This window comes from Brevundimonas sp. 374 (assembly GCF_900102995.1).
Taxonomy (GTDB): Bacteria; Pseudomonadota; Alphaproteobacteria; order Caulobacterales; family Caulobacteraceae; genus Brevundimonas; species Brevundimonas vesicularis_C.
On sequence record NZ_FNKT01000001.1, the window covers coordinates 218,176 to 242,755 of the forward strand.

At 66.3% G+C, this 24,580-nt stretch carries 26 protein-coding genes and 2 tRNA genes; 20 read left to right on the forward strand and 8 right to left on the reverse strand.

Going from position 1 to position 24,580, the window contains the following annotated elements; all coding sequences use genetic code 11:
* Positions 1-75 precede the first annotated feature (75 nt).
* Entirely contained in the window at positions 76-1,668 is a 1,593-nt protein-coding gene (locus tag BLR19_RS00970) for a carboxyl transferase domain-containing protein (protein WP_091746159.1), read from the forward strand.
* Positions 1,669-1,718: 50 nt separating this feature from the next.
* A complete protein-coding gene (locus BLR19_RS00975; protein WP_091746162.1) occupies positions 1,719-2,618 on the forward strand; it encodes an enoyl-CoA hydratase-related protein in 900 nt (299 codons plus the stop codon).
* 35 nt (positions 2,619-2,653) lie between these two features.
* Here BLR19_RS00975 and BLR19_RS00980 read toward each other — a convergent pair whose 3' ends face one another.
* Positions 2,654-3,265 carry a TIGR02466 family protein gene (locus BLR19_RS00980; RefSeq protein ID WP_091746166.1) on the reverse strand — a complete coding sequence of 204 codons (612 nt, stop codon included), beginning with the start codon at positions 3,263-3,265 and terminating at the stop codon, positions 2,654-2,656.
* Between the two features lie 87 nt (positions 3,266-3,352).
* Between BLR19_RS00980 and BLR19_RS00985 the strand changes: the two genes are divergently transcribed.
* The gene (locus tag BLR19_RS00985; protein ID WP_091746197.1) at positions 3,353-5,314 is read left to right on the forward strand and encodes an acetyl/propionyl/methylcrotonyl-CoA carboxylase subunit alpha; all 1,962 of its coding nucleotides are present in this window, start codon (positions 3,353-3,355) and stop codon (positions 5,312-5,314) included.
* Here BLR19_RS00985 and BLR19_RS00990 read toward each other — a convergent pair.
* Positions 5,311-5,601, reverse strand: a complete 291-nt coding sequence (locus BLR19_RS00990) for a putative quinol monooxygenase (RefSeq protein ID WP_039247635.1) — start codon at positions 5,599-5,601, stop codon at positions 5,311-5,313. The genes BLR19_RS00985 and BLR19_RS00990 overlap by 4 nt on opposite strands.
* 104 nt (positions 5,602-5,705) lie before the next feature.
* Here BLR19_RS00990 and BLR19_RS00995 point away from each other — a divergent pair, with 104 nt between their 5' ends.
* Genes BLR19_RS00995 through BLR19_RS01010 form a run of 4 tightly spaced genes read left to right on the forward strand, consistent with a single transcriptional unit; the run spans position 5,706 to position 10,003 of the window.
* The gene (locus BLR19_RS00995; protein ID WP_045810585.1) at positions 5,706-6,104 is read left to right on the forward strand and encodes a DUF1489 family protein; all 399 of its coding nucleotides are present in this window, start codon (positions 5,706-5,708) and stop codon (positions 6,102-6,104) included.
* Between the two features lie 51 nt (positions 6,105-6,155).
* Entirely contained in the window at positions 6,156-7,514 is a 1,359-nt protein-coding gene (locus tag BLR19_RS01000; RefSeq protein WP_231868765.1) for an MATE family efflux transporter, read from the forward strand.
* A gap of 54 nt (positions 7,515-7,568) precedes the next feature.
* Positions 7,569-9,272, forward strand: coding sequence for a methionine--tRNA ligase (gene metG, locus BLR19_RS01005; RefSeq protein ID WP_091746201.1), 1,704 nt, complete (start codon positions 7,569-7,571; stop codon positions 9,270-9,272).
* Between the two features lie 17 nt (positions 9,273-9,289).
* Positions 9,290-10,003, forward strand: a complete 714-nt coding sequence (locus tag BLR19_RS01010) for a 2OG-Fe(II) oxygenase (protein WP_091746204.1) — start codon at positions 9,290-9,292, stop codon at positions 10,001-10,003.
* Here the strand turns inward: BLR19_RS01010 and BLR19_RS01015 are convergent, their stop codons facing one another.
* The 3 genes from BLR19_RS01015 to rlmB are packed head-to-tail and all read right to left on the reverse strand — an operon-like array spanning position 10,004 to position 12,061.
* Entirely contained in the window at positions 10,004-10,342 is a 339-nt protein-coding gene (locus tag BLR19_RS01015) for a rhodanese-like domain-containing protein (protein ID WP_091746207.1), read from the reverse strand.
* Positions 10,339-11,145 (reverse strand): TerC family protein, encoded by an 807-nt coding sequence (locus BLR19_RS01020; protein ID WP_066551197.1) that lies wholly within the window; start codon positions 11,143-11,145, stop codon positions 10,339-10,341. The genes BLR19_RS01015 and BLR19_RS01020 overlap by 4 nt, the downstream gene beginning before the upstream one ends.
* 31 nt (positions 11,146-11,176) lie before the next feature.
* The gene (rlmB, locus tag BLR19_RS01025) at positions 11,177-12,061 is read right to left on the reverse strand and encodes a 23S rRNA (guanosine(2251)-2'-O)-methyltransferase RlmB (RefSeq protein ID WP_091746211.1); all 885 of its coding nucleotides are present in this window, start codon (positions 12,059-12,061) and stop codon (positions 11,177-11,179) included.
* Between the two features lie 149 nt (positions 12,062-12,210).
* Between rlmB and BLR19_RS01030 the strand changes: the two genes are divergently transcribed.
* From BLR19_RS01030 to BLR19_RS01045, 4 genes are all read left to right on the forward strand, one after another.
* A tRNA-Tyr gene (locus tag BLR19_RS01030) sits at positions 12,211-12,294 on the forward strand.
* Between the two features lie 81 nt (positions 12,295-12,375).
* Positions 12,376-12,449, forward strand: a tRNA-Gly gene (locus tag BLR19_RS01035).
* A 64-nt stretch (positions 12,450-12,513) separates the two neighbouring features.
* Complete coding sequence (gene tuf / locus BLR19_RS01040; RefSeq protein ID WP_091746214.1) at positions 12,514-13,704, forward strand: elongation factor Tu; 1,191 nt, start codon at positions 12,514-12,516, stop codon at positions 13,702-13,704.
* 182 nt (positions 13,705-13,886) lie between these two features.
* Complete coding sequence (locus tag BLR19_RS01045) at positions 13,887-15,482, forward strand: carboxylesterase/lipase family protein (RefSeq protein ID WP_091746216.1); 1,596 nt, start codon at positions 13,887-13,889, stop codon at positions 15,480-15,482.
* Here the strand turns inward: BLR19_RS01045 and BLR19_RS01050 are convergent.
* Positions 15,479-16,546, reverse strand: a complete 1,068-nt coding sequence (locus tag BLR19_RS01050) for a L,D-transpeptidase family protein (protein ID WP_091746218.1) — start codon at positions 16,544-16,546, stop codon at positions 15,479-15,481. The two genes, BLR19_RS01045 and BLR19_RS01050, sit on opposite strands and share 4 nt — an antisense overlap.
* Positions 16,547-16,584: 38 nt before the next feature.
* Positions 16,585-16,746, reverse strand: a complete 162-nt coding sequence (locus tag BLR19_RS14740) for a hypothetical protein (protein WP_168189939.1) — start codon at positions 16,744-16,746, stop codon at positions 16,585-16,587.
* 149 nt (positions 16,747-16,895) lie between these two features.
* On the opposite strand from BLR19_RS14740, the gene BLR19_RS01055 reads away from it, so the two are divergent.
* The 3 genes from BLR19_RS01055 to BLR19_RS01065 all read left to right on the forward strand — a co-directional run bounded on the left by BLR19_RS01055 (position 16,896) and on the right by BLR19_RS01065 (position 19,982).
* On the forward strand, positions 16,896-18,056 hold the full coding sequence (locus BLR19_RS01055; protein ID WP_091746221.1) for a GNAT family N-acetyltransferase: 1,161 nt from the start codon (positions 16,896-16,898) through the stop codon (positions 18,054-18,056).
* Between the two features lie 10 nt (positions 18,057-18,066).
* On the forward strand, positions 18,067-18,981 hold the full coding sequence (locus BLR19_RS01060; RefSeq protein ID WP_091746224.1) for a transcriptional regulator: 915 nt from the start codon (positions 18,067-18,069) through the stop codon (positions 18,979-18,981).
* A gap of 113 nt (positions 18,982-19,094) precedes the next feature.
* Positions 19,095-19,982, forward strand: a complete 888-nt coding sequence (locus BLR19_RS01065; protein ID WP_091746227.1) for a GIN domain-containing protein — start codon at positions 19,095-19,097, stop codon at positions 19,980-19,982.
* Positions 19,983-20,099: 117 nt separating this feature from the next.
* Here the strand turns inward: BLR19_RS01065 and BLR19_RS01070 are convergent, their stop codons facing one another.
* Positions 20,100-20,852, reverse strand: coding sequence for a porin (locus BLR19_RS01070; protein WP_091746230.1), 753 nt, complete (start codon positions 20,850-20,852; stop codon positions 20,100-20,102).
* Between the two features lie 589 nt (positions 20,853-21,441).
* Between BLR19_RS01070 and rpsJ the strand changes: the two genes are divergently transcribed.
* The 6 genes from rpsJ to rpsS are packed head-to-tail and all read left to right on the forward strand — an operon-like array spanning position 21,442 to position 24,580.
* Positions 21,442-21,747, forward strand: coding sequence for a 30S ribosomal protein S10 (rpsJ, locus tag BLR19_RS01075; RefSeq protein WP_003164367.1), 306 nt, complete (start codon positions 21,442-21,444; stop codon positions 21,745-21,747).
* A gap of 21 nt (positions 21,748-21,768) precedes the next feature.
* Positions 21,769-22,518 (forward strand): 50S ribosomal protein L3, encoded by a 750-nt coding sequence (gene rplC, locus BLR19_RS01080; protein ID WP_091746233.1) that lies wholly within the window; start codon positions 21,769-21,771, stop codon positions 22,516-22,518.
* Positions 22,518-23,156 carry a 50S ribosomal protein L4 gene (rplD, locus tag BLR19_RS01085; protein WP_017506058.1) on the forward strand — a complete coding sequence of 213 codons (639 nt, stop codon included), beginning with the start codon at positions 22,518-22,520 and terminating at the stop codon, positions 23,154-23,156. The genes rplC and rplD overlap by 1 nt, the downstream gene beginning before the upstream one ends.
* Positions 23,156-23,458, forward strand: a complete 303-nt coding sequence (locus BLR19_RS01090; RefSeq protein ID WP_008260292.1) for a 50S ribosomal protein L23 — start codon at positions 23,156-23,158, stop codon at positions 23,456-23,458. Before rplD ends, BLR19_RS01090 begins: the two co-directional genes overlap by 1 nt.
* Positions 23,459-23,462: 4 nt before the next feature.
* A complete protein-coding gene (gene rplB, locus BLR19_RS01095; RefSeq protein ID WP_055753391.1) occupies positions 23,463-24,299 on the forward strand; it encodes a 50S ribosomal protein L2 in 837 nt (278 codons plus the stop codon).
* A gap of 2 nt (positions 24,300-24,301) precedes the next feature.
* A complete protein-coding gene (rpsS, locus tag BLR19_RS01100) occupies positions 24,302-24,580 on the forward strand; it encodes a 30S ribosomal protein S19 (RefSeq protein WP_017506055.1) in 279 nt (92 codons plus the stop codon).

A 24,580-nucleotide genomic window follows, 5' to 3' on the forward strand; every position in this document is an offset into this window, starting at 1 on the left:
AGGCGAAAAGGGGCGAGGAAGCAAGGATGGCGGCAGACGCTTGTGGCGCCCCTCGACCCCGCCTAAACCAGCCCCATGCCGAAGCTGACGTCCGCGGTCGATCCGCAAAGCCAAAAATACAAGTCCCTGCACGCGCACAACAGCGCCCTGGTCGCCGAGTTGCGCAACCATGTGGCCAAGGCCGCGCGCGGCGGGTCTGACAAGTCCCGCGAGCGTCACGTCGCTCGCGGCAAGCTGTTGCCGCGCGACCGCGTCGAGCGCCTGCTGGATCCCGGCTCGCCCTTCCTAGAGATCGGGCAACTGGCTGCGCACGACATGTATGACGGCGAGGCCCCGGCGGCGGGCGTCATCGCCGGCATCGGTCGGGTCTCGGGCCGCGAGGTCATGATCGTCTGCAACGACCCGACGGTGAAGGGCGGCGCCTATTTCCCCATGACGGTGAAGAAGCACCTGCGCGCCCAGGAAGTCGCCGAGCAGAACCGCCTGCCGTGCGTCTATCTGGTGGATTCCGGCGGAGCCAATCTGCCGCACCAGGCCGAGGTGTTTCCCGACCGCGACCATTTCGGCCGCATCTTCTTCAACCAGGCCCGGATGAGCGCCAAGGGCATCGCCCAGATCGCCTGCGTCATGGGCCTGTCCACCGCCGGAGGGGCCTATGTGCCGGCCATGTCGGACGAGACGATCATCGTCAGGAACCAGGGCGCCATCTTCCTGGCCGGGCCGCCGTTGGTGAAGGCGGCGACAGGCGAGGTCATCTCGGCGGAGGAGCTGGGCGGGGCGGAGACCCACGGCCGTCGCTCGGGCGTGGTCGATCATGTGGCCGAGAACGATGAGCATGCGCTGGAGATCGTGCGCTCCATCGTCGCCAATCTGAACACGACCAAGGCCGTCGAGATGGATGTGCGCGAACCGCGCGCGCCGGCCTTCGACGCGGAGGAGCTGTACGGCCTGATCCCCGACGACGTGCGCGCCCCCTATGATGTGCGCGAGGTCATCGCCCGGCTGGTGGACGGGTCGGAGTTCGACGAGTTCAAGAGCCTGTATGGCTCGACCCTGGTGTGCGGGTTCGCGCGCATCTGGGGTTATCCGGTCGCCATCCTGGCCAACAACGGCGTCATCTTTTCCGAGAGCGCCCAGAAGGGCGCGCACTTCATCGAACTGGCCTGCAAGCGCAAGATTCCGCTGCTGTTCCTGCAGAACATCTCGGGCTTCATGGTCGGCGGCAAATACGAAGCGGGCGGCATCGCCAAGGACGGCGCCAAGCTGGTGACGGCCGTGGCCTCGGCCGAGGTGCCCAAGTTCACCGTCCTGATCGGCGGCAGTTTCGGCGCGGGGAACTATGGCATGTGCGGCCGGGCCTATTCGCCGCGCTTCCTATTCACCTGGCCTAACAGCCGGATCGGGGTCATGGGCGGCGAGCAGGCCGCCAGCGTGCTGGCCACCGTGCACCGCGACGCCGAGACCTGGAGCGCGGACGACGCCGAGGCCTTCAAGGCGCCGATCCGTCAGAAGTACGAGGACGAAGGCAATCCCTATTACGCCACCGCCCGCCTGTGGGACGACGGCGTCATCGATCCGGCGCAGACGCGCGATGTGCTGGGCCTGGCCATCAGCGCCAGCCTGAACGCCCCGATCCCGGAGACGACGTTCGGCCTGTTCCGAATGTAACCTATTGGTCCGCGCCTCGTTGTGAGCGGACACGCAGTTTGGAGACACTCATGGCCGATCAACCGACCGAAGCTGACCTCAACGCCCTGGACGTCACCGACGCCGAGGCGGCCGAGATCAACAGCATCGCCCAGCCGCTGGTGCCCGATGCGGCGCCCGACGCGGACGACGATCTGGTGCAGATCGATTCGACCACCGACGGCGTCGTCTTCGTCACCATCAACCGTCCGGCCAAGAAGAACGCCTTCGACGCCGCGACTATCGCAGCCTTACATGAGGCGTTCGAGACGCTGCACGGCGCGGACCGGGTGCGGGCCGTCTTCATTCGGGGGGCGGGCGGCACCTTCAGCGCCGGGGCCGATCTGAACTGGATGCGCGACGCCGCCGGCTGGTCCGAGAGCGACAACCGCGACGATGCCATGGGCCTGGCGAAAATGCTGAAGGCCCTGCACGACATTCCCGCCCTGACGGTGGCGGTGGTCGAAGGCAACGCCATGGGCGGCGGAGCGGGCATCGTCGCCGCCTGCGACATGGCCGTGGCGGTCGAGGGGGCGCGTTTCGCCTTCTCCGAAGTCAAGCTGGGCCTGATCCCGGCGACCATCGCGCCCTATGTGATCGAGGCTGTCGGCGCGCGCCGCGCCCGCCAGTTGTTCCTGACCGCCAACGCCTTCGACGCCGACTACGCCGCCCATGCCGGCCTGATCGACCTCGTGCTGCCCGAAGGATCGGTGGACGAGTTCATCTCGATGCTGAGCGACAGCCTGACCAACAATGCGCCGGGCGCGATGGGCGAGGCCAAGCGTTTGGTCAACGACATCGCGCACCACAAGATCGACAACGGTCTGATGGACGAAACCGCCAAACGCATCGCCCGCGCCCGCGTGTCGGACGAAGGCCGCGAGGGCGTCGCCGCCTTCCTGGAAAAGCGCAAGGCCAGCTGGACGGTCTGATTGCGCTGATCGGCCGCCGGAAACGGCGGCCGATTTCACGCGTAGTTGAAGCTGATTGAAATCCGGTCGGCCTTGGCCAGGTTGGTCGGCACCTCGTGCCGCAGCCAGCTTTCCCACATCAGCACTGTGCCTGCCTGAGGCTGCAGATAGACGAACGGCCGCTCGGCCTCGCTCGCCTCATCCGTCACCGACGGTCGGGCCATCATGAAGGGCAGGCGGGGATCTTCCAGCTTTAGCGATGAGGCGCCGTCTGGCACGTCGATATAGACGGTGCCCGACAGGAAAGCGTGCGGGTGGATGTGACCCGTATGGCCCCCGCCGGGCTTCAAGATGTTGACCCACAGATTGTCGAGGCGGGGTTTGCGGGCCAGGTCGAAGTTCAGCGCCTTAGCATAGGCGACGGCATGGCGATCCAGATGGCGCTTCAGCTCCGCGAACTCGGGGAACCGCTGGGGCAGGTCGTTCAGCGATCCGTAGGAGGTGTAGCCGCGATAGGCGTGGGCCTTGCACCACCGGCGGCCGGCCTCGTCCTCCTCGGCCATCATCCGGATGACGTCGATCAGCTGTGCGTTGAAGTCAGACCAGCCACGCCCTTCGGCGAGGGAGGCTTCATAGACTTGGGTGACGAAGAGGGCGCGCAGGGACATCGGAGGGGCTTAACGCCTGCCGCGTCGCGTGAGAAGGGTCGTGCTCTGCCTCTCGCCTGATGCGCACGATCCGGCTAAGACCGCTTCATGTTCAAGTCCGTCCTTGTCGCCAATCGCGGCGAAATCGCCTGCCGTGTCTTCCGCACCGCCAAGCGGATGGGGATTCGCACCATCGCCGTCTATTCCGAGGCGGACGCCAACGCCCTGCATGTGCGCGAGGCCGACGAGGCGGTGCTGATCGGACCGGCGGCGGCGCGCGAATCCTATCTGGACGGCGCCAAGGTGCTGGCGGCGGCCAAGGCGACGGGGGCCGAGGCGATCCACCCCGGATATGGCTTCCTGAGCGAGAACGCCGACTTCGCCGAGGCCGTCGTGGCGGCGGGCCTGATCTGGATCGGGCCGGACCCGTCCTCGATTCGCGCCATGGGTCTGAAGGACGCGGCCAAGGAGCTGATGATCCAGGCCGGGGTGCCGGTGACGCCAGGCTATCAGGGCGCCGATCAGTCGGAGGAAACCCTGACGGCCGAGGCGGCGCGGATCGGCTATCCGGTGCTGATCAAGGCGGTCGCGGGCGGCGGCGGCAAGGGGATGAAACGGGTCGATGATCCGGCCGATTTTGCCGCCGGTTTGGCCAGCGCCAAGCGCGAGGGGGCTGCGGCCTTCGGCGACGATCGGGTGCTGATCGAACGCTACATCACCCGGCCACGCCACATCGAGGTGCAGGTGTTCGGCGACAAGCACGGCGAGGTCGTGCACCTTTATGAGCGCGACTGTTCGCTGCAACGCCGCCATCAGAAGGTGATCGAAGAGGCCCCGGCGCCGGGCATGAGCGATGACGTGCGCGCGGCCGTGACCGGGGCTGCGATCAAGGCGGCCCGGGCGGTCAACTACGTTGGGGCTGGGACCATCGAGTTCATCGCCGACGCCTCGGACGGGCTGAAGGCGGACGGCGTCTGGTTCATGGAGATGAACACCCGGCTGCAGGTCGAGCATCCCGTGACCGAGAGCGTGACGGGCGTCGATCTGGTCGAATGGCAGTTCCGCGTTGCCGCGGGCGAGCCGATCCCGTTGAAGCAGACCGAGATCCAGCTGAACGGCTGGGCCATGGAGGCGCGGCTGTATGCCGAGGATCCGGCCAACGGCTTCCTGCCCTCCATCGGCAAGCTGGAGCATTTCGTCATGCCGGACAGCATCCGCGTCGACACCGGCGTGGAGCAAGGCGGCGAGGTCAGCCAGTTCTATGACCCGATGATCGCCAAGCTGATCGTCCATGAGGACACGCGCGAGGCGGCGGCGGCGCGTCTGGCCGAGGCGGCCGGCGAGGTCGAGGTCTGGCCGGTCAAGGCCAACGCCGGCTTCCTGAAACGCTGCCTGGAGCATCCGCGCTTCGTCGCGGGCGACGTGGACACGGGCTTCATCGCGGCGGAGGAGGCGGCGTTGCAGCCGCAGCCGTCCGACGAAGCGACGCTTGCGGCCCTGACCCTGATTGCGGAAGCGGCGGCGGATGCGGTCGAGGCGCGTTCGGACCGGTTCAGCCCTTGGGGCGGCCAGCCGGGTCTGTCCTATGGCGTGCGCCTGAATGCGCCGGCGCAGACAACCGTCTGGGCCCATATCGACGGTCAGGGCGTGTCCGCTGCGGTGACGCCGGTCGAAACGGGCTGGCGCGGTTCGCAGGGCGAACTGGCCCACGTCGGGTTCGATCAGGTCCAGGCCGGGGATCGCCTGTTCGGCTATCAGGCCGTCGACGACGGTTTCGTCCTGTTCGTCGATGGCGAGGCGCGTCGCGTCACCCCCTATCGCGCCGCCGTGGGGTCAGGCGCGGGCGCGGTGTCGGACGGTTCCCTGCGCGCGCCCATGCCGGGCAAGATCGTGGCTACGCCGGTCAAGGCCGGCGATGCGGTGACGAAGGGCCAGCCGGTCGTGGTATTGGAAGCCATGAAGATGGAACACGCCCTGACCGCGCCGTTCGACGGCGTGGTGGAAAGCGTCGCGTCTCTTGGCGACCAGGTCGTCGAGGCGGCCGTGCTGGCGGTGGTGAAGGCGGACTAAAGCCCCACGCCGCCGATCGGGCGCGTCACGACCGTGTCGCCCCATAGCGCGATCAAGCCGAGCGCCGGACGCATCACTCTGGATTCGCGGATCGTGTTGAACCAAGCATCGTGCGAGGCCTTGCTCATCCAGACCTCTGTGACGAGCAGGGCGTCGGCGTCATTCACATCGTGCGCCACGACGTAGCTGTGGCAGCCCGGTCGCTTCACATTGGGATCCAGCAGGCAGAGGCCCAGTTCGTCGCGGCGGCCGGGATGGGCCGTCAGGCGGGTAATCAATCCGTACATACTGGTCCTAAAGGCGCTGGGCGAACTGAGCGGCGCGAGCCGATGGTTAGCCCTCTAAGATTAAGAATCTGGCCAATGCGTTTAAGGGGCACTACGTGGTCGCCATGCCGCTTCACATGATCAAGCTGGGCGTCGGGGTGCCGGACGTCGAATGGCTGGAAACCCGCGCCGCCAAGGGCGGGCCGCTGGTGGTTCATACGCGAATGACACCGAAACGGGCGACCGAGATCGAGGACGGCGGCTCGCTTTACTGGGTGGTGAAGGGAACGATCGTCTGTCGACAGCCGGTGCTGGACATCACAACCTTGGGCGAGGGCAAGCAGAGCCGATGCGAGATCACGCTCGAACCCAAAGTCATTCGCACCGCGCCCATGGCCCGGCGACCCTTCCAGGGTTGGCGATATTTCGAGCCAAAAGATGCGCCGGTCGATCTGACCGACCTCGACGCTGGCGAGGCTCCGGAAGAACTGGTGCGTCAGCTGCGCGAACTGGGCGCCTGGTAGGCCAAGCCCTCAACGTTTTTGGGAGTTGACCCCGGCGAGTCGGCGTGGCCTGTGCCGCGTCCGATGATCGCGCTCAGCCCCCAGACCCGTACCGCCTTCCGCGACCTGCTGAACCTGGCATGGCCGGTGATCCTGGCGCGCATCGGCATTATGACCATGGGGCTGACCGACGCCATCGTGGTGGGCAACTATTCCAGCCAGGAACTGGCGTTCCATTCTCTGGCCTGGGCGCCGACGTCGATCGTGGTGACGACGGCGGTGGGCCTGATGCTGGGCGTGCAGGTGATGACGGCGCGGATGCTGGGCGAGGGGCGTCGGCACGCGGTCGGCTCGGTGCTGCGTCGCGGCCTGACCTATTCGTTGCAGATCGGCGTCGTGTCGATGATCGCCCTGATCGCCATTGGCCCGTGGGGACTGGGCAAGCTGGGGCTGGAGGACGGTCTGGCGGAGGGCGCGGGGCCTGCCCTGGTCGTGTTCGCCCTGTCCATGCCCTTCTATCTGATCTCGGTGACAGGCCAGTTCTTCCTGGAGGCTCTGGGCCGGCCCAAGCCCGGCATGGTGGCCATGTGGGTGGCGAACGGGGTCAATCTGGCGCTGAACATCGTACTGGTCCCGGACCTCCTCGGCTTCGGCTTCGACGGCGCCTTCGCCTCGGCCTGGGCGACGTTCGGGGCGCGGGCGGCGCTGGCGATCTTCCTGGTGATCTACATCCTGCGTCTGCCCGAGGCGCGGGCGCTGGGCATCTTCGACAAGCCCGAGCGCGATCCCAAGGCCGCGCGCGAGCAGGTCAAGGTCGGCCTGGGCGCCGGGGCCTCCTATTTCATCGAGGTTGGGGCCTTTTCGGGCTTCACCTTCTTCGCCGGTCAGATCGGCACGGCCGAGACGGCGGCCTGGGCGGTGGTTCTGAACGTCTCGGCGATCGTCTTCATGCTGCCGATGGGGCTGTCGTCGGCGACGGCGGTGCTGGTGGGCCGCAGCTATGGCGCTGGCGACGGGCGAGGGGTGATGCGCGCCGGGCTGGTGGGGCTGGGCGTCGTGACGGCCCTGACATTGGTTGTCGCCCTGCTAGTCTGGCCCAGCGCCCATCTGATCGTCGGCGCCTATAATCGCGATCCGACCCTGCTGGCCATCGCCGCGCCGGCCCTGGTGCTGGCGACCCTGTTCTTCGTCGCGGACGGTATTCAGGTCGTGGCGGCCCAGGCCAACCGCGCGGCGGGCGACGTCTGGTGGCCCACCATCATGCATTTCGCGGCCTACGGCGCGGTGATGATGCCGCTGGGCTGGGTGCTGGCGCATCAGATGGGCGTCAACGGCCTCGTTTGGGCCGTGGTGATTGCCAGCCTGGCGTCCTCGACCCTGCTGACCGGGCGTTTCATCCGTATTGCGCGCCGTCTGCCGCAAGGCGTTTGAGGAAACCGCGCCGCCGCTCTATATCCCTGCGCTTCCCCGAACACCTGGACGATCATGGCTCGCATCCTCATCACCTCGGCGCTGCCCTACATCAACGGCATCAAGCACCTGGGGAATCTGGCGGGCTCGATGTTGCCGGCCGACGTCTGGGCGCGGTTCAAGCGGGCCCAGGGGCATGAGGTGCTCTATATCTGCGCCACGGACGAGCATGGCACCCCGGCCGAGCTGGCCGCCGCCGCCGCCGGACAGGACGTGCGTACCTATTGCGACGAGCAGCACGAGATCCAAAAGGCAGCCGGCCAGGCGTTCGGCCTGAGTTATGACTGGTTCGGCCGCTCGTCGAACCCGCAGAACCATCGCCTGACCCAGCATTTCGCCGAGGCGCTGGAGAAGAACGGCCTGATCGAGGAGCGTGTGGATCGGATGATCTATTCGATCGACGACGCCCGCTTCCTGCCCGACCGCTATGTCGAGGGGACGTGTCCGCACTGCGGCCATGTCGGCGCGCGCGGCGACCAGTGCGACAATTGCGGACGCCTGCTGGACCCGACCGACCTGATCGATCCCTATTCGTCGGTGTCGGGCTCCAAGAATCTGGAGGTGCGCGATACGCGTCACCTCTATCTGCTTCAGACCAAGATCGAGCCGGAAATCCGCGCCTGGGTCGACGGCAAGACGGGCTGGCAACAACTGGCCAAGTCCATCGCCTACAAACATCTGGACGAGGGGCTGATCGACCGGGGCATCACCCGCGACCTGGCCTGGGGCGTGCCGGTGACCAAGGACGGCTTCCCGCGTCCCGGAATGGAGGACAAGGTCTTCTACGTCTGGTTCGACGCCCCCATCGAATACATCGCCGCGACCGAGGAATGGGCCGAGGCGACGGGCGATTCGTGGCGTGACTGGTGGCGTCTGGACGAGGGCGCTGAAGACGTTCGCTATGTCCAGTTCATGGGCAAGGACAACGTCGCCTTCCACACCGTCAGCTTCCCCGCGACCATCATCGGCTCGGGCGAACCGTGGAAGACGGTGGATCAGCTGAAGGCCTTCAACTGGCTGAACTGGTATGGGGGCAAGTTCTCCACCAGCCAGAAGCGCGGCGTCTTCATGGATCAGGCGCTGGAGCTTCTGCCGGCCGATTACTGGCGCTGGCGCCTGACGGCCTACGGGCCGGAGCACGCGGATTCGGCCTTCACCTGGGAGGACTTCCAGGCTTCGACCAACAAGGATCTGGCCGATGTGCTGGGGAACTTCGTCAACCGCATCGTCAAGTTCGCCGAGTCGAAGTTCGACGGCTTGGTGCCCGAGGGCGGCGAACCCGGTCCGGTGGAGATCCAGCTGGAGGCCGACATCAAGGCCGCCGTCGCCGAGGCGACCGAACAGCTGGAGGCGATGGAGTTCAGAAAGGCCGCTGTCGCCATTCGCGCCGCCTGGGTGCTGGGCAACGAGTATCTGCAGGTCGCGGCGCCCTGGACGGCGCTGAAGACCGATCGCGACCGCGCGGCGGTGGGGGTGCGCACGGGTCTGAACCTGGTGGCCCTGTTCGCGCGTCTGGCCGCGCCGATCCTGCCCTTCACCGCGCCCAAGATCGCGGCGTCGGTTGGGGTGGAGGACCTGAGCTGGCCCGGCGCCGACGAGGATCTGCTGAACCGTCTGCCTGTGGGCGGCAAGGTCGAAGCTCAGGGCGTATTGTTCGCCAAGATCGAGGATGCCCAGGTCGCGGAATGGTCCGAACGCTTCGGCGGCGCGGACGCCTGATCCGAACGGGATAAGCGATGACGCCGACCCTGACGCCCCTGACTGACCAAGCGCGCGCCGCCATTCGTGAGCGGTTGGCGCGCACGGGGCGGGCGCAGATTGATGGCGTCCTGGCCCCCACGGACGCGCAGGCGCTCTACGGCGCGGCGATGCGCGCCGACTACAATGTCGTGACGCGACGCGGGACCGGCCATGTCGATCTGCCCGCCGCCTGGCTGGCCTCTCTGACGCCGGATCAGAAACAGGCGCTGGGTCAGGCGGTGCAGGCCTCGGCCCAGACCGACTTCCAATATCTGTACGACAATCACCCGATCTACGATCTGGTCCGGGCGGGGCAGGCGGCGCCGGTGTGGGCCGATATGTTGGCCTTTCTGAACGGCGAGGCCTTCCTGGGCTTGATGCGGGACGTGACAGGCGAGTCGCGGCTCGCCTTGGCCGATGCGCAACTGACCCGTTATCGCGCCGGCCATTTTCTGACCGAGCATGACGATCACGCCGAGGGCAAGAATCGCTTCTTCGCCTATGTGCTGAATCTGACGCCGGTCTGGCGGATCGAGTGGGGCGGCCTTCTGGCTTTCCATGGCGCCGACGGCAATGTGGCGGAGGCCTTTACGCCGCGCTTCAACACCCTGAACCTGCTGAAGGTGCCGACGCCCCATTCGGTGACGCAGGTCGCCCTGTCGGCGGCGGCGGACCGGATTTCGGTCACCGGCTGGCTGCGCGGTCGCTGATCAGTCCTGCTCGGCGAACACGACCGGAAGCCCCGCCGCATTCCAGGCCTGGATGCCGCCGGTCAGATTGAACAGCGGCTGGCCGTCGGGGCCGGTCGGGCCGACGAAGGCGCAGACCTGGTGGCTGCGGCCGCCCTTCAGGCATTGGACGATGATTTTCTTGTCGGCCGGAAGGTCCAGCGCCTCCCAGGCGGCGGGCATCTGGCTAAGCGGGGCCAGGATCGCGCCGTTGATGCGGGCGGCGGCGAACTCGTCCGGCTCGCGCACATCGATCAGCACCGCTTCGCCGGCCTGCAGCCAGGCGGCGGCTTCTTCGACGGTGACCGTGGCGACGGTCATGGCGCGACCGTCGGTTCGGCTGGCGCCGGCGTCGGGCTGTCCTCGGTGCGCTTCTGACCCAGGTGTTTGGCCGCTTCCTCGGGACCGATCTCAAGGAAGGCGGGGGCCGAGGCGTTGAACTCGTCCATATGGCCGGTGCGGACCACCACCTGACGGGCGCCGTCCCAGATCATATGCAGGGCGACATACAGGACGACGACCAGACCGATGTAGCCGATCCAGCTGAAGCGGTGCAGCAGCTTGGCGATATAGGTGGCGGCGACACCCATTAGGGCGATCGACAGCACCAGGCCGAAGACCATGATCCAGGGGTGTTCGTGCGCAGCGCCGGCGACGGCCAGCACATTGTCCAGCGACATGGTGATGTCGGCGACCATGATCTGAATCAAGGCGGCGCCGAAGCTCTTGCGCTTGATGCCCAGTTCCTCGGGCGACGGACCAGAGCCGTGCTCGATGCTCATGGCCAGTTCGAGTTCCTTCTCGGCTTCGGCCTGGTCGTGCGTCGCTTGCTCGCGCAGTTCGCGCCACATCTTCCAGCACACCCACAGCAGCAACAGGCCGCCGGCCAGCAGCAGGCCGACCAGGGCCAGAAGCTGCACGGTGATCAGCGCAAAGCCGATTCGCATGACGACGGCAGCGGCCAGGCCGATCAGAATGGCCTTCTTGCGCTGGTCCTGGGGCAGGGCGGCGGCGGCCAGGCCCACGGCGACGGCGTTGTCGCCGGCCAGGACCAGATCCATCAGCAGGACCTGACCCAGGGCCGTGGCCTGGCTGGCGAGTTCGGGAGACGAGAGGAATTCCATTTCCGCTCCTTAGCCTCGGTGCGGCGTTCTGTCAGCCGCGTTGCGCGCGCGCCGCTTCATAAAGCGCGACCGCCGCCGCGTTGGACACGTTCAGACTTTCAAATCCGCCCGGCATGGGGATCTTGGCCAGGACGTCGCAATGTTCGGCGACCAGACGACGAATGCCGTCGCCTTCGGACCCCATGACCAGAACGGTCGGCTGATGATCAAGCGCCTCCTCCAGCGTCTGTTCGCCCGTTCCGTCCAGCCCGACCGCGCGCCAGCCCAGATCGGCCAGCCGCTCCAGCGCACGGGACAGATTCGTGACGCGCGCATGGGGCAGGCGTTCGGTGGCGCCGACGGCCGCCTTGGCCAGGGCGCCGGCCAGGGCCGGAGCATGACGGTCCTGAACGATGATACCCCGCGCGCCGAACGCCAGGGCCGATCGGAAGATGGCGCCGACGTTCTGGGGATCGGTCAACTGATCCAGCATGACGATGACGCCCTCAGCCGGCTCGGCCAGCTCTTCCAGCGACACGCCTTCCAGCGGCTGGACCTTGAAGGCCAGTCCCTGATGCACGGCGCCGGCGGGCAGCATCCGTGTCAGGGCCTGGATTTCGACCACCTCGATCTTGTGGCCGTTTGCGAGAGCATTGTTCTCGATCTCGGCGGCCCGCTCGGCCGTGGCCAGCAGACGACCCATGCCGCGACGGGCGGGATTCGCCAGAGCGGCCAAAACCGGGTGGCGCCCCCACAGAAAATTATCGGCGTCCGACTTGCCCCGATCGGGCGAACGGGGCTGACGAGGGGTTTCCTCGCGCCGGCTAAACCCTTGCGCAGCGGGCTTTTGGCCCTTGTCGCGAGGGCCGTCGGGATGGTTTCCGAAGACCGGTTTTTTACCGCTTTTACGGTCGTTGCGTTCTGATTTCGACGACACTATAAGACGCCCTCCGATTTGGAGCCCCAAGGGCTTTCGGGTCTGGGCGCCCCCTCTATCCTAGAGGAGGCGACAAGCCGAAGGCTTTTGTTTCGTCCCGCTTCTTTATGGGCGGAAACGAGGGGTCCGACGGTTCGACAAGGCGCGCTGGGGGAATGTCCCGAGCGGCAAAGGGGGGGGACTGTAAATCCCCTGCGTAAGCTTCGAAGGTTCGAGTCCTTCTTCCCCCACCACGCGCCTTGACGGATACGACGGATCAGGACGACGGAGAGGAACCGGCTGCGGCGTTCCGAAAGAACTTCCGCAGTCTCCGCGCGGGTATAGCACAATGGTAGTGCAGCAGCCTTCCAAGCTGAGGATGTCGGTTCGATCCCGTCTACCCGCTCCAGGTTTTTAAGAAGATCAGCATCGCGCCCCTCCGCTGACGGACCCGGGCCATCAGGAGTTTGGCCATGGCCAAGGAAAAGTTCGAACGGACGAAGCCGCACTGCAACATCGGCACGATTGGTCACGTTGACCACGGCAAGACGACGTTGACGGCTGCGATCACGATGACGCTGGCGAAGGCCGGCGGCGCGAAGGCGATGAACTACGCCGACATCGACGCTGCGCCGGAAGAGAAGGCGCGCGGCATCACGATCAACACCGCGCACGTGGAATATGAGACGGCCAACCGTCACTACGCCCACGTCGACTGCCCCGGCCACGCCGACTATGTGAAGAACATGATCACCGGCGCCGCGCAGATGGACGGCGCGATCCTGGTGGTGTCGGCCGCTGACGGCCCGATGCCGCAGACCCGCGAGCACATCCTGCTGGCCCGTCAGGTCGGCGTGCCGGCCCTGGTGGTCTTCATGAACAAGGTCGACCTGGTCGACGACGAAGAGCTGCTCGAGCTGGTCGAGATGGAAGTGCGCGAGCTGCTCACCTCGTACCAGTTCCCCGGCGACGACATTCCGATCACCAAGGGTTCGGCCAAGGCCGCGACCGACGGCGTGAACCCGGAAATCGGCGAACAGCGCGTTCTGGCCCTGATGGAAACCGTCGACGCCTACATCCCGCAGCCGGAGCGTCCGGTCGACCTGCCGTTCCTGATGCCGGTCGAAGACGTGTTCTCGATCTCGGGCCGCGGCACCGTGGTCACGGGCCGCGTCGAGAAGGGCATCATCAAGGTCGGTGAGGAAGTCGAGATCGTCGGCATCCGTCCGGTCCAGAAGACGACCTGCACGGGCGTGGAAATGTTCCGCAAGCTGCTCGACCAAGGCCAAGCGGGCGACAACGTCGGCGTGCTGCTGCGCGGCACCAAGCGTGAAGACGTCGAGCGCGGCCAAGTGCTGTGCAAGCCGGGCTCCATCACCCCGCACACCAAGTTCCTGGCCGAAGCCTACATCCTGACCAAGGAAGAAGGCGGTCGTCACACCCCGTTCTTCACGAACTATCGCCCGCAGTTCTACTTCCGCACGACGGACGTGACCGGCATCGTTCAGCTGAAGGAAGGCGTCGAGATGATCATGCCGGGCGACAACGCCGAGCTGAACGTCGAGCTGATCACCCCGATCGCGATGGACCAGGGCCTGCGCTTCGCCATCCGTGAAGGCGGCCGCACCGTCGGCGCCGGCGTCGTGGCCAAGATCATCGCGTAAGACGACATCCTTTCGGCCTAACGCGCTCACGCGCTGCTTGAGGCCGGTTGGATACAGAGTCGCGTAACAGAGCGGCCCCCGGAGCAATCCGGGGGCCGTTTTGCTGTTTGGGCGACTGCCGGGTCCGCAACGGGCCGGACGCTCAGGCGTTGAGATCGTCTGCCCAACAGCCAAGGTTCACGATGCGTCTGATTTCGTTGCTTGCGTGCCTTGTCGCCCTGTCGGCCTGCGCCACCCATCCCGGTAAGGTCGATCAGGTCCGGTTCGCCAAGGACGCCGAGCCGATATTGGCGACGACCGAATCCGGGACGGTGCGTGGCGTCGAGGGGGCGGGGACGCGCGCGTTCCTCGGCGTGCCGTTCGCGGCGCCGCCGGTCGGCGATCTGCGTTGGCGCGCGCCGCAGCCGGTCGAGGCCTGGCAGGGCGTTCGGGATGCGACGCGGATCGGTGCGGACTGCACCCAGGCGATCGGGCGTCGTTCGATCCTGGGCGGCGGCGGCGGCATCGTCGTCGGGTCAGAGGACTGTCTGTATCTGAACATCTATGCGCCGGGCGGAGACGCGGCCGAGGCGCGGCCCGTGATGGTCTATATTCCCGGCGGCGCCTTCACCGTGGGGGCGGGCGCCAACTACGACCCGTCGAAACTGGCGCGCGAGCAGGGTCGCGTAGTCGTGACGATGAACTATCGGCTCGGTGCGCTGGGCTGGCTGGCGCATCCGGGGTTTCAGGCGACCGGCGAAGGCTTCGGCGGCAACTTCGGCCTGATGGATCAGCAGGCGGCGCTGAAGTGGGTGCATCGGAATATCGCGGCCTTCGGCGGCGACCCGGGCGACGTCACCCTGTTCGCCGAAAGCGCCGGGGCCTGGACGGCCTGTTACCTGATGGCGTCGCCGCAGTCGGAAGGGCTGTATCAGCGGGTCATCATGCAGAGCGGCGGATGTCTTGAGCCGTCGTCCCTGGTCAGGGCGCAGGACGCGGCCCAGTCGGGGCCGATGTTCGCCGACAGGCTGGGCTGCACCGGCCAGGATCAGATCGCGTGCCTGAAGGCGCTGCCGGCCTGGCGGTTGTCGCGCGCGGCGTCATTGAGGGCAGGCATCAACGGGCCGGGATCATGGGGGCCGGTTCATACGGACGCCACTGTGCCGGAAAGCCCGGCGGTCGCGATCCGCGAGGGGCGGTTCACGCGCGTGGCCGTCCTCGTCGGGACAAACCTCGATGAGGGGCGGCTGTTCGCCAACGAGGTGCAGGACATGGATCGCTATCAGAAGGAGACGATCTGGATGTACGGCGATCAGGGCGAGCGGGTGCTGGCGCGCTATCCGGTGGGTGAAGACGGGCCCGCCTACGCCATCGCTGCGAACTTCACGGACCAGAGGTTCGCCTGTCCGTCACAGGCCTTGCGACGCCTTTTGGCCCAGCATGTGCCGGTGTGGGGCTATGAGTTCGCCGATCGCGGGGCGCCGTTCGTCTTGCCGGATCGGATCGTCGGTCTGGACCTGGGCGCCTATCATGCCAGCGAACTGGCCTATGTGTTCGGCACGCGCTGGGTGTTTGCTGATCCTAAGCGGTTCACGCCTGAACAGAAGGCGCTGTCGGAACGGATGCAGAGGCTGTGGGCCACGTTCGGCCGTTCGGTCTTCGCCGCCGAATGGCCCCGCGTCGAGGGTGCGGGGCCGGTGCGGGTGTTCAAGCCGCAGGGCGATGTCATGGACGACGGCTTCTTCGAACGCCACCACTGCGACTTCTGGGACGGGACGCCGTTCGGCGCCGTTCACTAGATAAAGCGGACGGTGACGCCCGGCTTGACCTTGTCGGCCAGCATCCAGGCGTCCCAGTTGGTCAGGCGCACGCAGCCGTGCGAGGCCGTTTTGCCGACCAGATGGGGGTCCGGCGTGCCGTGGATCCCGTAGCTCGGCTTGTTCAGATCGATCCAGACAACGCCGACCGGATTGTTGGGGCCCGGTTTGACGACGACCTTCTTCTTGCCGTCGCCATAGCTGAGTTTCGACGGGTCGTAGGTGTAGTCCGGGTTTCGCGCCACGCCGTTGACCTTGACCGTGCCGGTCGGGGTCGGGTTGTCGCCGCTGCCGATGGTGGCGGGGAAGTAGGCGATCAGCTTGCCGTCGGCGTCAAACGCCTTGACCGAGCCTTCGCTCTTGTCGACGTCGATGTGGTCCACGTCAGCGGGCAGGGGCGCGGTGTTGACGGCGGGGACAAGCAGGCCCTGGCCGACGCGATTGAAATCGGCGCCGGGGTTCATGGCGCGCAGCAAGGCCTCGGTGACGTGGAAGCGCTCGGCCAAGGCCTCGATGATATTGGCGTAGCCCATGTGGGCCGCCTGACCCTGAGCTTCTAACTCCGTGGGAACGACGCCGAGGTAGGGTCCGGCGATGTCCTGCTGGGTGATGGTGTAGGTGGTGGTCACCGCGCCCGGTCCGGCGGCGGCGCGCAGTCGGCCCATCACGTCGGCGTTCAACTGGCCGTTCACCGTCATGCCGTTGGCCTCCTGAAACGCCGAGATCGCCTGACGCATGTTCGACCCCGCCAAGCCGTCGATCGCGCCGGGCGAGAAGCGGGCGCGTTCCAGCAGCACCTGGGCGCGGATCAGGGCGGGCTGCGGCTGCTGCTGGGCGGCATTCGGAGCGGCGGGCTGGCCCTCTTGCGCGCTAGGCGGCGGCGCATAGGCGGTGTTTTCGATGGCGTCTCGAGAGAGCGGGCCGGTCTGGCCCACTTGCGCGGCCTCGGCCGTCTGCGCCGCTGGGGCGGCTGTGTTCTCTTCCTTTGGCGAACAGGCGCCCAGAGCGAGAACAGCGAGTGCGGCGAGGTAGGCGGGACGGTTCATAAGAGACTTTCGAGACGGTGAGTGCAGGTGGTCGGTGTTCAGTTCGGTTCGCCGGTCGCGGGGTCGGTTTCGGTTTCGCCGGAGTTGGACGAATCCTTCGAACCCTTGGGCTCGGTCGCCGGGCGCGGCGGCTGGCCTTCGCCGTCCGGTCGCAGGTTTTCGTTTTCGACGGCTTGGCTGTCAGGGCGTTGATCGGTCATGGTCTTCTCCTTGGGTCACTCAAACGCGCCAGGGCGACCGCGGCTCCGTCAACGCGCGTTCACCATGCCGGTAAACCCTGATGAAACGCGCATGGGGCAGGGTGCAGTGTGGAATGGACCTTGCTGCGCAGGGCCCGAAGAGGATGCGTATGGCCGGAATGCTGCAGGTCGAGATCATGGACGCGGCGGCGATGGACGCCGCCGCCGTCGCCCTGTGGCGTGGGTGGACGGCTGGCAATCCCGATCTGGCCAGCCCCTATTTCCGATGGGACTATGCCGAGATCGCCTCGCGGGTCTGCCCCGGCGCGGCGACCGCCGTCTTCCGGCGAGATGGCGAGATCGTCGGCTTCTTCCCGCATCAGCGACGCGGCGGAGCGGTGCAGCCGCTGGGCGCGCCCATGAACGACTATCATGGCGTCATCGCCCCGGCTGACGAGACGATCTCGCTGGAAGAGGTGGCGCGGCTGTTGAAAGCCAAGCGGCTGAACGTGCCCGGCTGGATCGGCGCGGGCGAAACGGGCCAAGCGCGTGAGACGGTGCAGGTCGCGATGCCCGAGACCGGCTATGACGACTGGTATGCCGAGCGGCGCAAGACGTTCGCCAAATACTTCAAGGACAAGGAGCGGGCGCGCCGCAGCTTGGAGGCCGAACTGGGGCCTATCCGGGTGGAGCGGGGTCTCAGAGATCCTGCGCTGCTGGATCATCTGATCGCGCTGAAGGCGGCGCAGTATCGCCGCTCGGGCCTGCACGACATCTTCGCGTGTGGCTGGACGCGAGATCTGCTGCACGCGCTGATGAGCGAGCCGCGAGAAGGCTTCGGCGCCTCGATGGCGGCGATGCACGCGGGCGACAAGCTGGTGGCGATCGAGTTCTCGCTGCACGCCGGGCGGCATTACCATTTCTGGTTCCCGGCCTATGAGCCGACGCTGGCGCGGTGCTCGCCGGGCATCCTGCTGAGCATGGACACGATGCGGCTGGCGGCGGCCGAGGGTTTCCGGGTGTTCGACTTCGGCTTCGAGGGCGAGACCTATAAGAAATACTTCGTCAATGCGCGCCAGACGGTGCGCGAAGCCGTCGTGATGCAGCCCGGCGTGGGCCGGGCGCTGGGCGACATCACGGTGGCGGCGTTGAACAGGGCGGGCGGGCGCGGCGAGGCGGTGCGGGCGTCGCTGCGTCGGCGCTGGGCCACGATCGAAGCCTGCGAGGCGACGCCGGTCGGGCGGCTGAGGGGGGCGGCGGTGGCCGCACGGTCGGCTGTCCAGAAGGCGGCCGCCAAGAAGAAGACGCCAGCGCGCGTCGCCCACGTTTGAGGACATCGGCATGACCCAACGCCGCACACGCTATCCGGGCCCGATCGCCGAGGCCAAGACACACGCCCACACCCTGATCGAGCAAGGATTCGCCGAGGACGCGGCGCTGGCCGCCGTGCTGGATCGCTATCCGGCCGAGCTGTTCGACATCAACCTGTATGACTACGACGAGGAGGGGCAGGTGTCCTTGCGCACCGGCGCGCGCGGGCGGCTGTCAGGTGAGGAGTTGCTGGAGGCGATCAAACAGGGTCGGCTGTGGGTCAATCTGCGCGGGGTCGAGACCGGCTGGCCCGAACTGTGGGCGGCGGCGATGAAGGATTTCGCCGCGATCCAGGCGACCTATCCGGGGATGCGGGCGGTGCGAAACGCGGGGCAGCTGATCCTGTCGTCGCCCAAGGCGCGCGTGCCCTATCATTTCGACGCGGCGGGCGTGGTGTTGTTTCACCTGCGTGGGCGCAAGCGGCTGTTCGTCTATCCCGGCGACGAGGGGCATCTGCCCGAGAGAAACATGGAACAGGTGGTCGCGCGTCAGACGACCGAGGAACTGCCTTACACGCTGGCGTTCGAACAGGACGCGCAGGTCATGGATCTGGAGCCAGGCCGCGCCCTGACCTGGCCGCTGTATGCGCCGCACCGGGTGGAGAATCTGGACCGCTTCTGCGTCAGCCTGTCGATGGATTTCCAGACCTGGCCGTCGCGGTTCCGCAACGGGGCGCTGTTCACCAATGCGGTGATCCGCAGCCGGGGCGGGCGGCCGCGCTTCACCGACGGCATGACGACGCCGGAGCTGGCGGCGCGCTGGGCCGCGTCGCTGGCGCTGAAGAAGGCGGGCGCGATGAAAAGCAAGATCGCCAACTTCGAGCGCGACTTCGAGCCGGAGATCGGCGCGGCTGACGGCGCGGGCGCGCTGAACGCGACGTCATAAGCTCGGGGCGTTAATTCGAGTTCATGACCTCGAGTTAAAATGACTTGGGCGCGTGCGGCGCGCACCTTCTCTTCAGAACCGGGCTCCTCACATCCGGGAAGGGAAAACCGCTCATGAAAACCGCACTGATCGCTGCCGCCGCCGTCGCCACCCTGACCGGGTTTGTCGCGGCGCCCGCTTCGGCCGCCGAGGTCGAGATCCGCAACGCCGTCGCCCGTGTGGTGGTCATCGTCGAGGATCGTCAGGATATCGGGGTCGAGGTCACGCAAGGCCAGACGCGCTTGCCGGCCATTCAGGTTCGCCGCGACGGCAATGACGTGAAGATCGACGGCGGCCTGCGGCGTAACGGCATGTGGGGCGGCAACAGCGCCATTCGCGGCTGCAACTCCGGTCGCAGCGATGCGGGCCAGCCGGGGCAGGGCGCGACCGTCGAAGTGCGTGACCTGGGCCGCATCCGCCTGGAAGACGCGCCTTTGATCGTCGTGCGCACGCCGCGCGTCGTGGATGTCAGCGCCAGCGGCGCGGTCTTCGGCTCGGTCGGACGCGGCGCGCGATCGGTCGAGTTGGACAATGGCGGTTGCGGCAACTGGAACGTGGCCAATGTGGACGGGGATCTGGAACTGGGCCTTGGCGGATCGGGTGCGATCCGCGCGGGCACGTCTCGATCGCTGAACGCCAGCGTCGGCGGGTCTGGCTCCATCTCGGCCGGAGCGACCGGAGCCCTGAAGGCGGCCGTCGGCGGATCGGGCAATGTCGAGGTGGCCAGCGCCGGCGGACGCAGCGAACTGTCCATCGGCGGCTCGGGCGGTGTGAATGTGCGAGAGGGCCGAATGGACAAGCTGTCGGTCGCCATCGGCGGTTCCGGCGATGTGCGCTACGGCGGCGCAACGCGCGACCTTGACGTGGCGATCGCCGGATCGGGCAGCGTCCGCGTCGCCTCGGCCACGGGATCGGTCTCTCGCTCCGTCGTCGGATCGGGAACCTTGCAGATCGGGCAGTAAGACCCGAGCGACGAGAAGGCCCCCGGTCGTGGAACCCCGGGGGCCTTTTCCGGCCAAACAAAAAGCCCCGGCGGATCGCTCCGACGGGGCTCTTCTCATGGATCAGGTCCGAGACGCTTAGAAGACGTTCAGGACGCTGGAGATGGCCGAGACGCCCAGGTTGGCGCCGGCGCGGTCACGCGCTTGCAGACCGCCGCCGAACGAATAGCGCAGGCCGACCGACCAGGTGTCGACGTCCAGCGAATCGATGTCGGCGCGGGTGTAGGCGGCGCTTAGCGAGAACGGGGTGTTCTCGAACTCGTATTCGGCGCCCACGCCGTAGGTCCAGGCGTCGGTGTCGCCGCCTGAGAAGTCGACGTTGTTGTAGGCGACGCCCGCGTTCAGGCGCAGGTTCGGCATGACGTAGAAGGCGGCGTCGGCGCCGACGGTCCAGATGTCGGCGTCCACGTTGTCAGCGGTCGTGTAGGCGACTTGGCCGGTCAGAGTGGCGTTCGACAGATACTTCTGCGCTTCAGCGCCCACGGTCCAGATCGGCTCGTTGCCGCTGCCGATGCCGTTGGCGGCGACGAAGGCGCCGGCGCGAACGTCGGAGGACCACATCTTGGTCAGGTGAGCAGCGGCGGCGCCGGTGACGTCTTCTTCGCCAAAGGCCTTGGTGTAGTCGATCGCGCCGTTCAGCGTCACGGTCCAGTCCTGGGCCGGCAGGGCGACCGAGCCGTCAACGGTCCAGACGTCGGCGTCGACGTCGTCGCCGGCGACTTCGATCGACGGGTTGGAATAGGTCACGCCGACCGAACCGATGGCGTCTTGGGCGAAGGCCGGGGCGGCGAACAGAGCGGCGGCGGCCGTGGCGAGGAGGATCGTCTTCATTTTTCTTTTGTCCTTAGCAGTCTGCACCCGGATGGGGATCCGGGGAGGGGCGCTGCTATCAGCCCAGGACGAAGCGGAGCAATAAACCGACGTTCGATTGGCCTGGGATGGCAAGGTTGTTGCGCAACAGCCACGCCTTGCGGCCAGAATGTGTCACGACTTGGCGATCTGTGGGGCAAGTCGTTAATCGCGCACAGCAGTCGCACTCCTGCCCTATAAAGAGGCGTCCAAAGCCGCAGACGTCACCGACAAATGCCTGGTCACGCTGTGCTGAGCCCTCGGCGAAGACCGCGTCGAAATCCTGTGTCAGCCCGGGTTTGCGCGCTTGACGAAATCAGAATCGATAGGCATAAGCCACCACTCTTGTTGGACCGGCTGTGCAGTTCGCTGCAAACGCGGTTCGCAAGAACGACCTAAGTCACTGTTCTTTGCAGCTTCTTGGGATATCAACGGCCTTCGCGGGCAACTGCGTGGGCCGATCGTTTTTGCGGATTTGCGTTCCCTGAGGGCTTTTTGCCCGAAGGCCTTCGGTCTTTGAAATGGTTCACAGGGACGCGGTCCTCCGACCGCATTGGAAGTAAGCACCGATATGGATCAAAGCATCCGCATCAGGCTCAAGGCCTTTGATCACCGCGTCCTCGATTTTTCGACGCGCGAGATCGTTAATACCGCCAAGCGCACCGGCGCGACCGTTCGCGGTCCGATTCCGCTGCCGACCCTGATCGAGAAGTTCACCGTGAACCGCTCTCCGCACGTCGATAAGAAGTCGCGTGAGCAGTTTGAAATCCGCACGCACAAACGCGTGCTCGACATCGTCGACCCCACCCCGCAGACCGTGGACGCGCTCATGAAGCTCGACCTGTCCGCCGGCGTGGACGTCGAGATCAAGATTTAAAGTAGAAAGAGGCGGGATCCGATGCGCACGGGCGTGATCGCCAAGAAGCTGGGCATGACCCGCGTGTTCGCCGATGACGGCGCGCACGTACCGGTCACTGTGCTGCAGCTCGACGGCTGCCAAGTCGTCGGCCAACGTACCCAGGAGCGTGACGGCTACGTCGCTCTCCAGCTGGGCGCTGGCACGAAGAAGGCTAAGAACACCAACAAGGCTCAACGCGAGACTTTCGCCAAGGCGGAAGTCGAACCGAAAGCCTATGTGACCGAGTTCCGCGTCGATGCGGACGGTCTGCTGGACGTGGGCGCCGAACTGTCGGCCGAACATTTCCTGGTGGGCCAGAAGGTCGACATCCAGGGCGAGACCATCGGTAAGGGTTTCGCCGGCGCCATGAAGCGCTGGAACTTCGGCGGCCTTCGCGCCACCCACGGCGTTTCGGTCTCGCACCGTTCGCACGGTTCGACGGGTAACCGTCAGGACCCGGGTCGCACGTTCCCCGGCAAGAAGATGGCCGGCCACTACGGCACCGAGACCGTCACCACCCAGAACCTGACCGTCGTCCGCGTGGACGCCGAGCGTGGCCTGATCCTGATCAAGGGCGCTGTCCCCGGTCACGACGGCAGCTACGTCAAGGTTCGCGACGCCATCAAGAAGGCTCGCCCGGCCGACGCTCCGTTCCCCGGCGCGCTGAAGTCGAGCAAGTCTGCTGCTCAACCCGCCTCGACCCCGGCTGAAGAAGCCTCCGTCGAAGCGACCGAAGGCGGTGAAGCGTAATGAAACTCTCTGTCATCCAACTCGACGGCAAGGCTGCTGGCGACGTGGAACTGTCGGACGCCGTCTTCGGCATCTCCGACATCCGCGGCGACATCCTGGCCCGCACCGTCAACTGGCAACTGGCCAAGCGCCGCGCCGGTACGCACAAGGTTCAGACCCGCAACGAGAACTCTCGTACGGGTAAGAAGATGTACAAGCAAAAGGGCACCGGCGGCGCTCGTCACGGTTCGCGCCGTGCACCGCAGTTCGTCGGCGGTTCGCGCGCCTTCGGCCCGATCGTTCGCGATCACGGCTTCTCGCTGCCGAAGAAGATCCGCGCCCTGGCTCTGCGTCACGCCCTGTCCTCCAAGGCCAAGTCGGGCGACCTGATCGTGGTCGACACCGTCTCGGTGAAGGAAGCCAAGACCGCTTCGCTGCGTGAAACGCTCGGCAAGCTGGGCTGGACCAAGGCGCTCATCATCGCGGGTCCCGAAGTCGACACGAACTTCGGCCTGGCCGCACGCAACATCCCGCACATCGACGTGCTGCCGAACGCCGGCCTGAACGTCTATGACATCCTGCGGGCTGACAAGCTGGTGCTGACGAAGGCCGCTATCGAGGCCATCGAAGCCCGCTTCAGCGATAAGGAAGCCGCGTAATGGCCGCTCAACCTACCGCCAAGCACTACGACACCATCCTGGCCCCGGTGATCACCGAAAAGGCCACGATCCTGTCCGAGCAGAACAAGGTCGTCTTCCGCGTCGCCGACACGGCGACCAAGGACGAGATCGCCGCTGCGGTCGAAAGCCTGTTCAAAGTCAACGTCCTGAAGGTCAACACCCTGGTTCAAAAGGGCAAGACCAAGCGCTTCCGGGGTATCCTGGGTCGCCGGGTCGACATCAAAAAAGCGATCGTGACGCTGGCTGACGGCCAGTCGATCGACGTCACCACGGGGCTCTGATCAGATGGCCTTGAAACATTACAATCCGACCTCGCCGGGCCGTCGCGCCCTCGTGCTGGTTGACCGTTCGGAACTCCACAAGGGCCGTCCGGAAAAGTCGCTGACCGAAGGCCTGACCAAGTCGGGCGGACGCGGGCAGGGCGGTCGCATCGCGGTCCGCTTCCGTGGCGGCGGCGCCAAGACCCTGTACCGCAAGATCGACTTCAAGCGTCGTAAGTGGGACATGGTCGGCACGGTCGAGCGTCTGGAATACGATCCGAACCGCACGGCCTTCATCGCGCTCGTGACCTACGAGGACGGCGAAAAGACCTACATCATCGCGCCGCAACGCCTTAAGGCGGGCGACACGATCGTGGCGGGCGAAAAGACCGACGTGAAGCCAGGCAACGCCATGCCGCTGCGTTCGATGCCGGTGGGTACGATCATCCACAACATCGAAATGAAGCCGGGCAAGGGCGCCCAGCTGGCCCGTTCGGCCGGCGCCTACGCCCAGCTGGTCGGTCGCGATCAGGGCTACGCCCAGATCCGTCTCGGCTCGGGCGAACTGCGCATGGTTCTGGACGGCTGCATCGCCACGGTGGGCGCGGTTTCGAACCCCGACCACATGAACCAGAACCTGGGCAAGGCCGGTCGTAAGCGTCACATGGGCTGGCGTCCGCACGTTCGCGGCGTCGCCATGAACCCGATCGACCACCCGCATGGTGGTGGTGAAGGCCGGACCTCTGGTGGTCGTACCCCCGTCACGCCGTGGGGTAAGGACACCAAGGGCACTCGTACCCGCAAGAACAAGGCTACGGACAAGTACATCATCCGTACCCGCCACGTTAAGAAGGCTCGCTAAGAATGGCCCGCTCCTCCTGGAAAGGCCCGTTTGTCGACGGGTATCTGCTCAAGAAGGCCGACGCCGTTCAATCGTCGGGCCGCAAGGACGTGATCAAGACCTGGTCGCGCCGCTCCACCATCCTGCCGCAGTTCGTCGGTCTGACGTTCGGCGTCCATAACGGTCAGAAGCACGTGCCCGTGTCGGTCTCGGAAGAGATGGTCGGCATGAAGCTCGGCGAGTTCGCCCCGACCCGGAACTTCCCGGGTCACGCGGCGGACAAGAAGGCCAAAAGGAAGTAA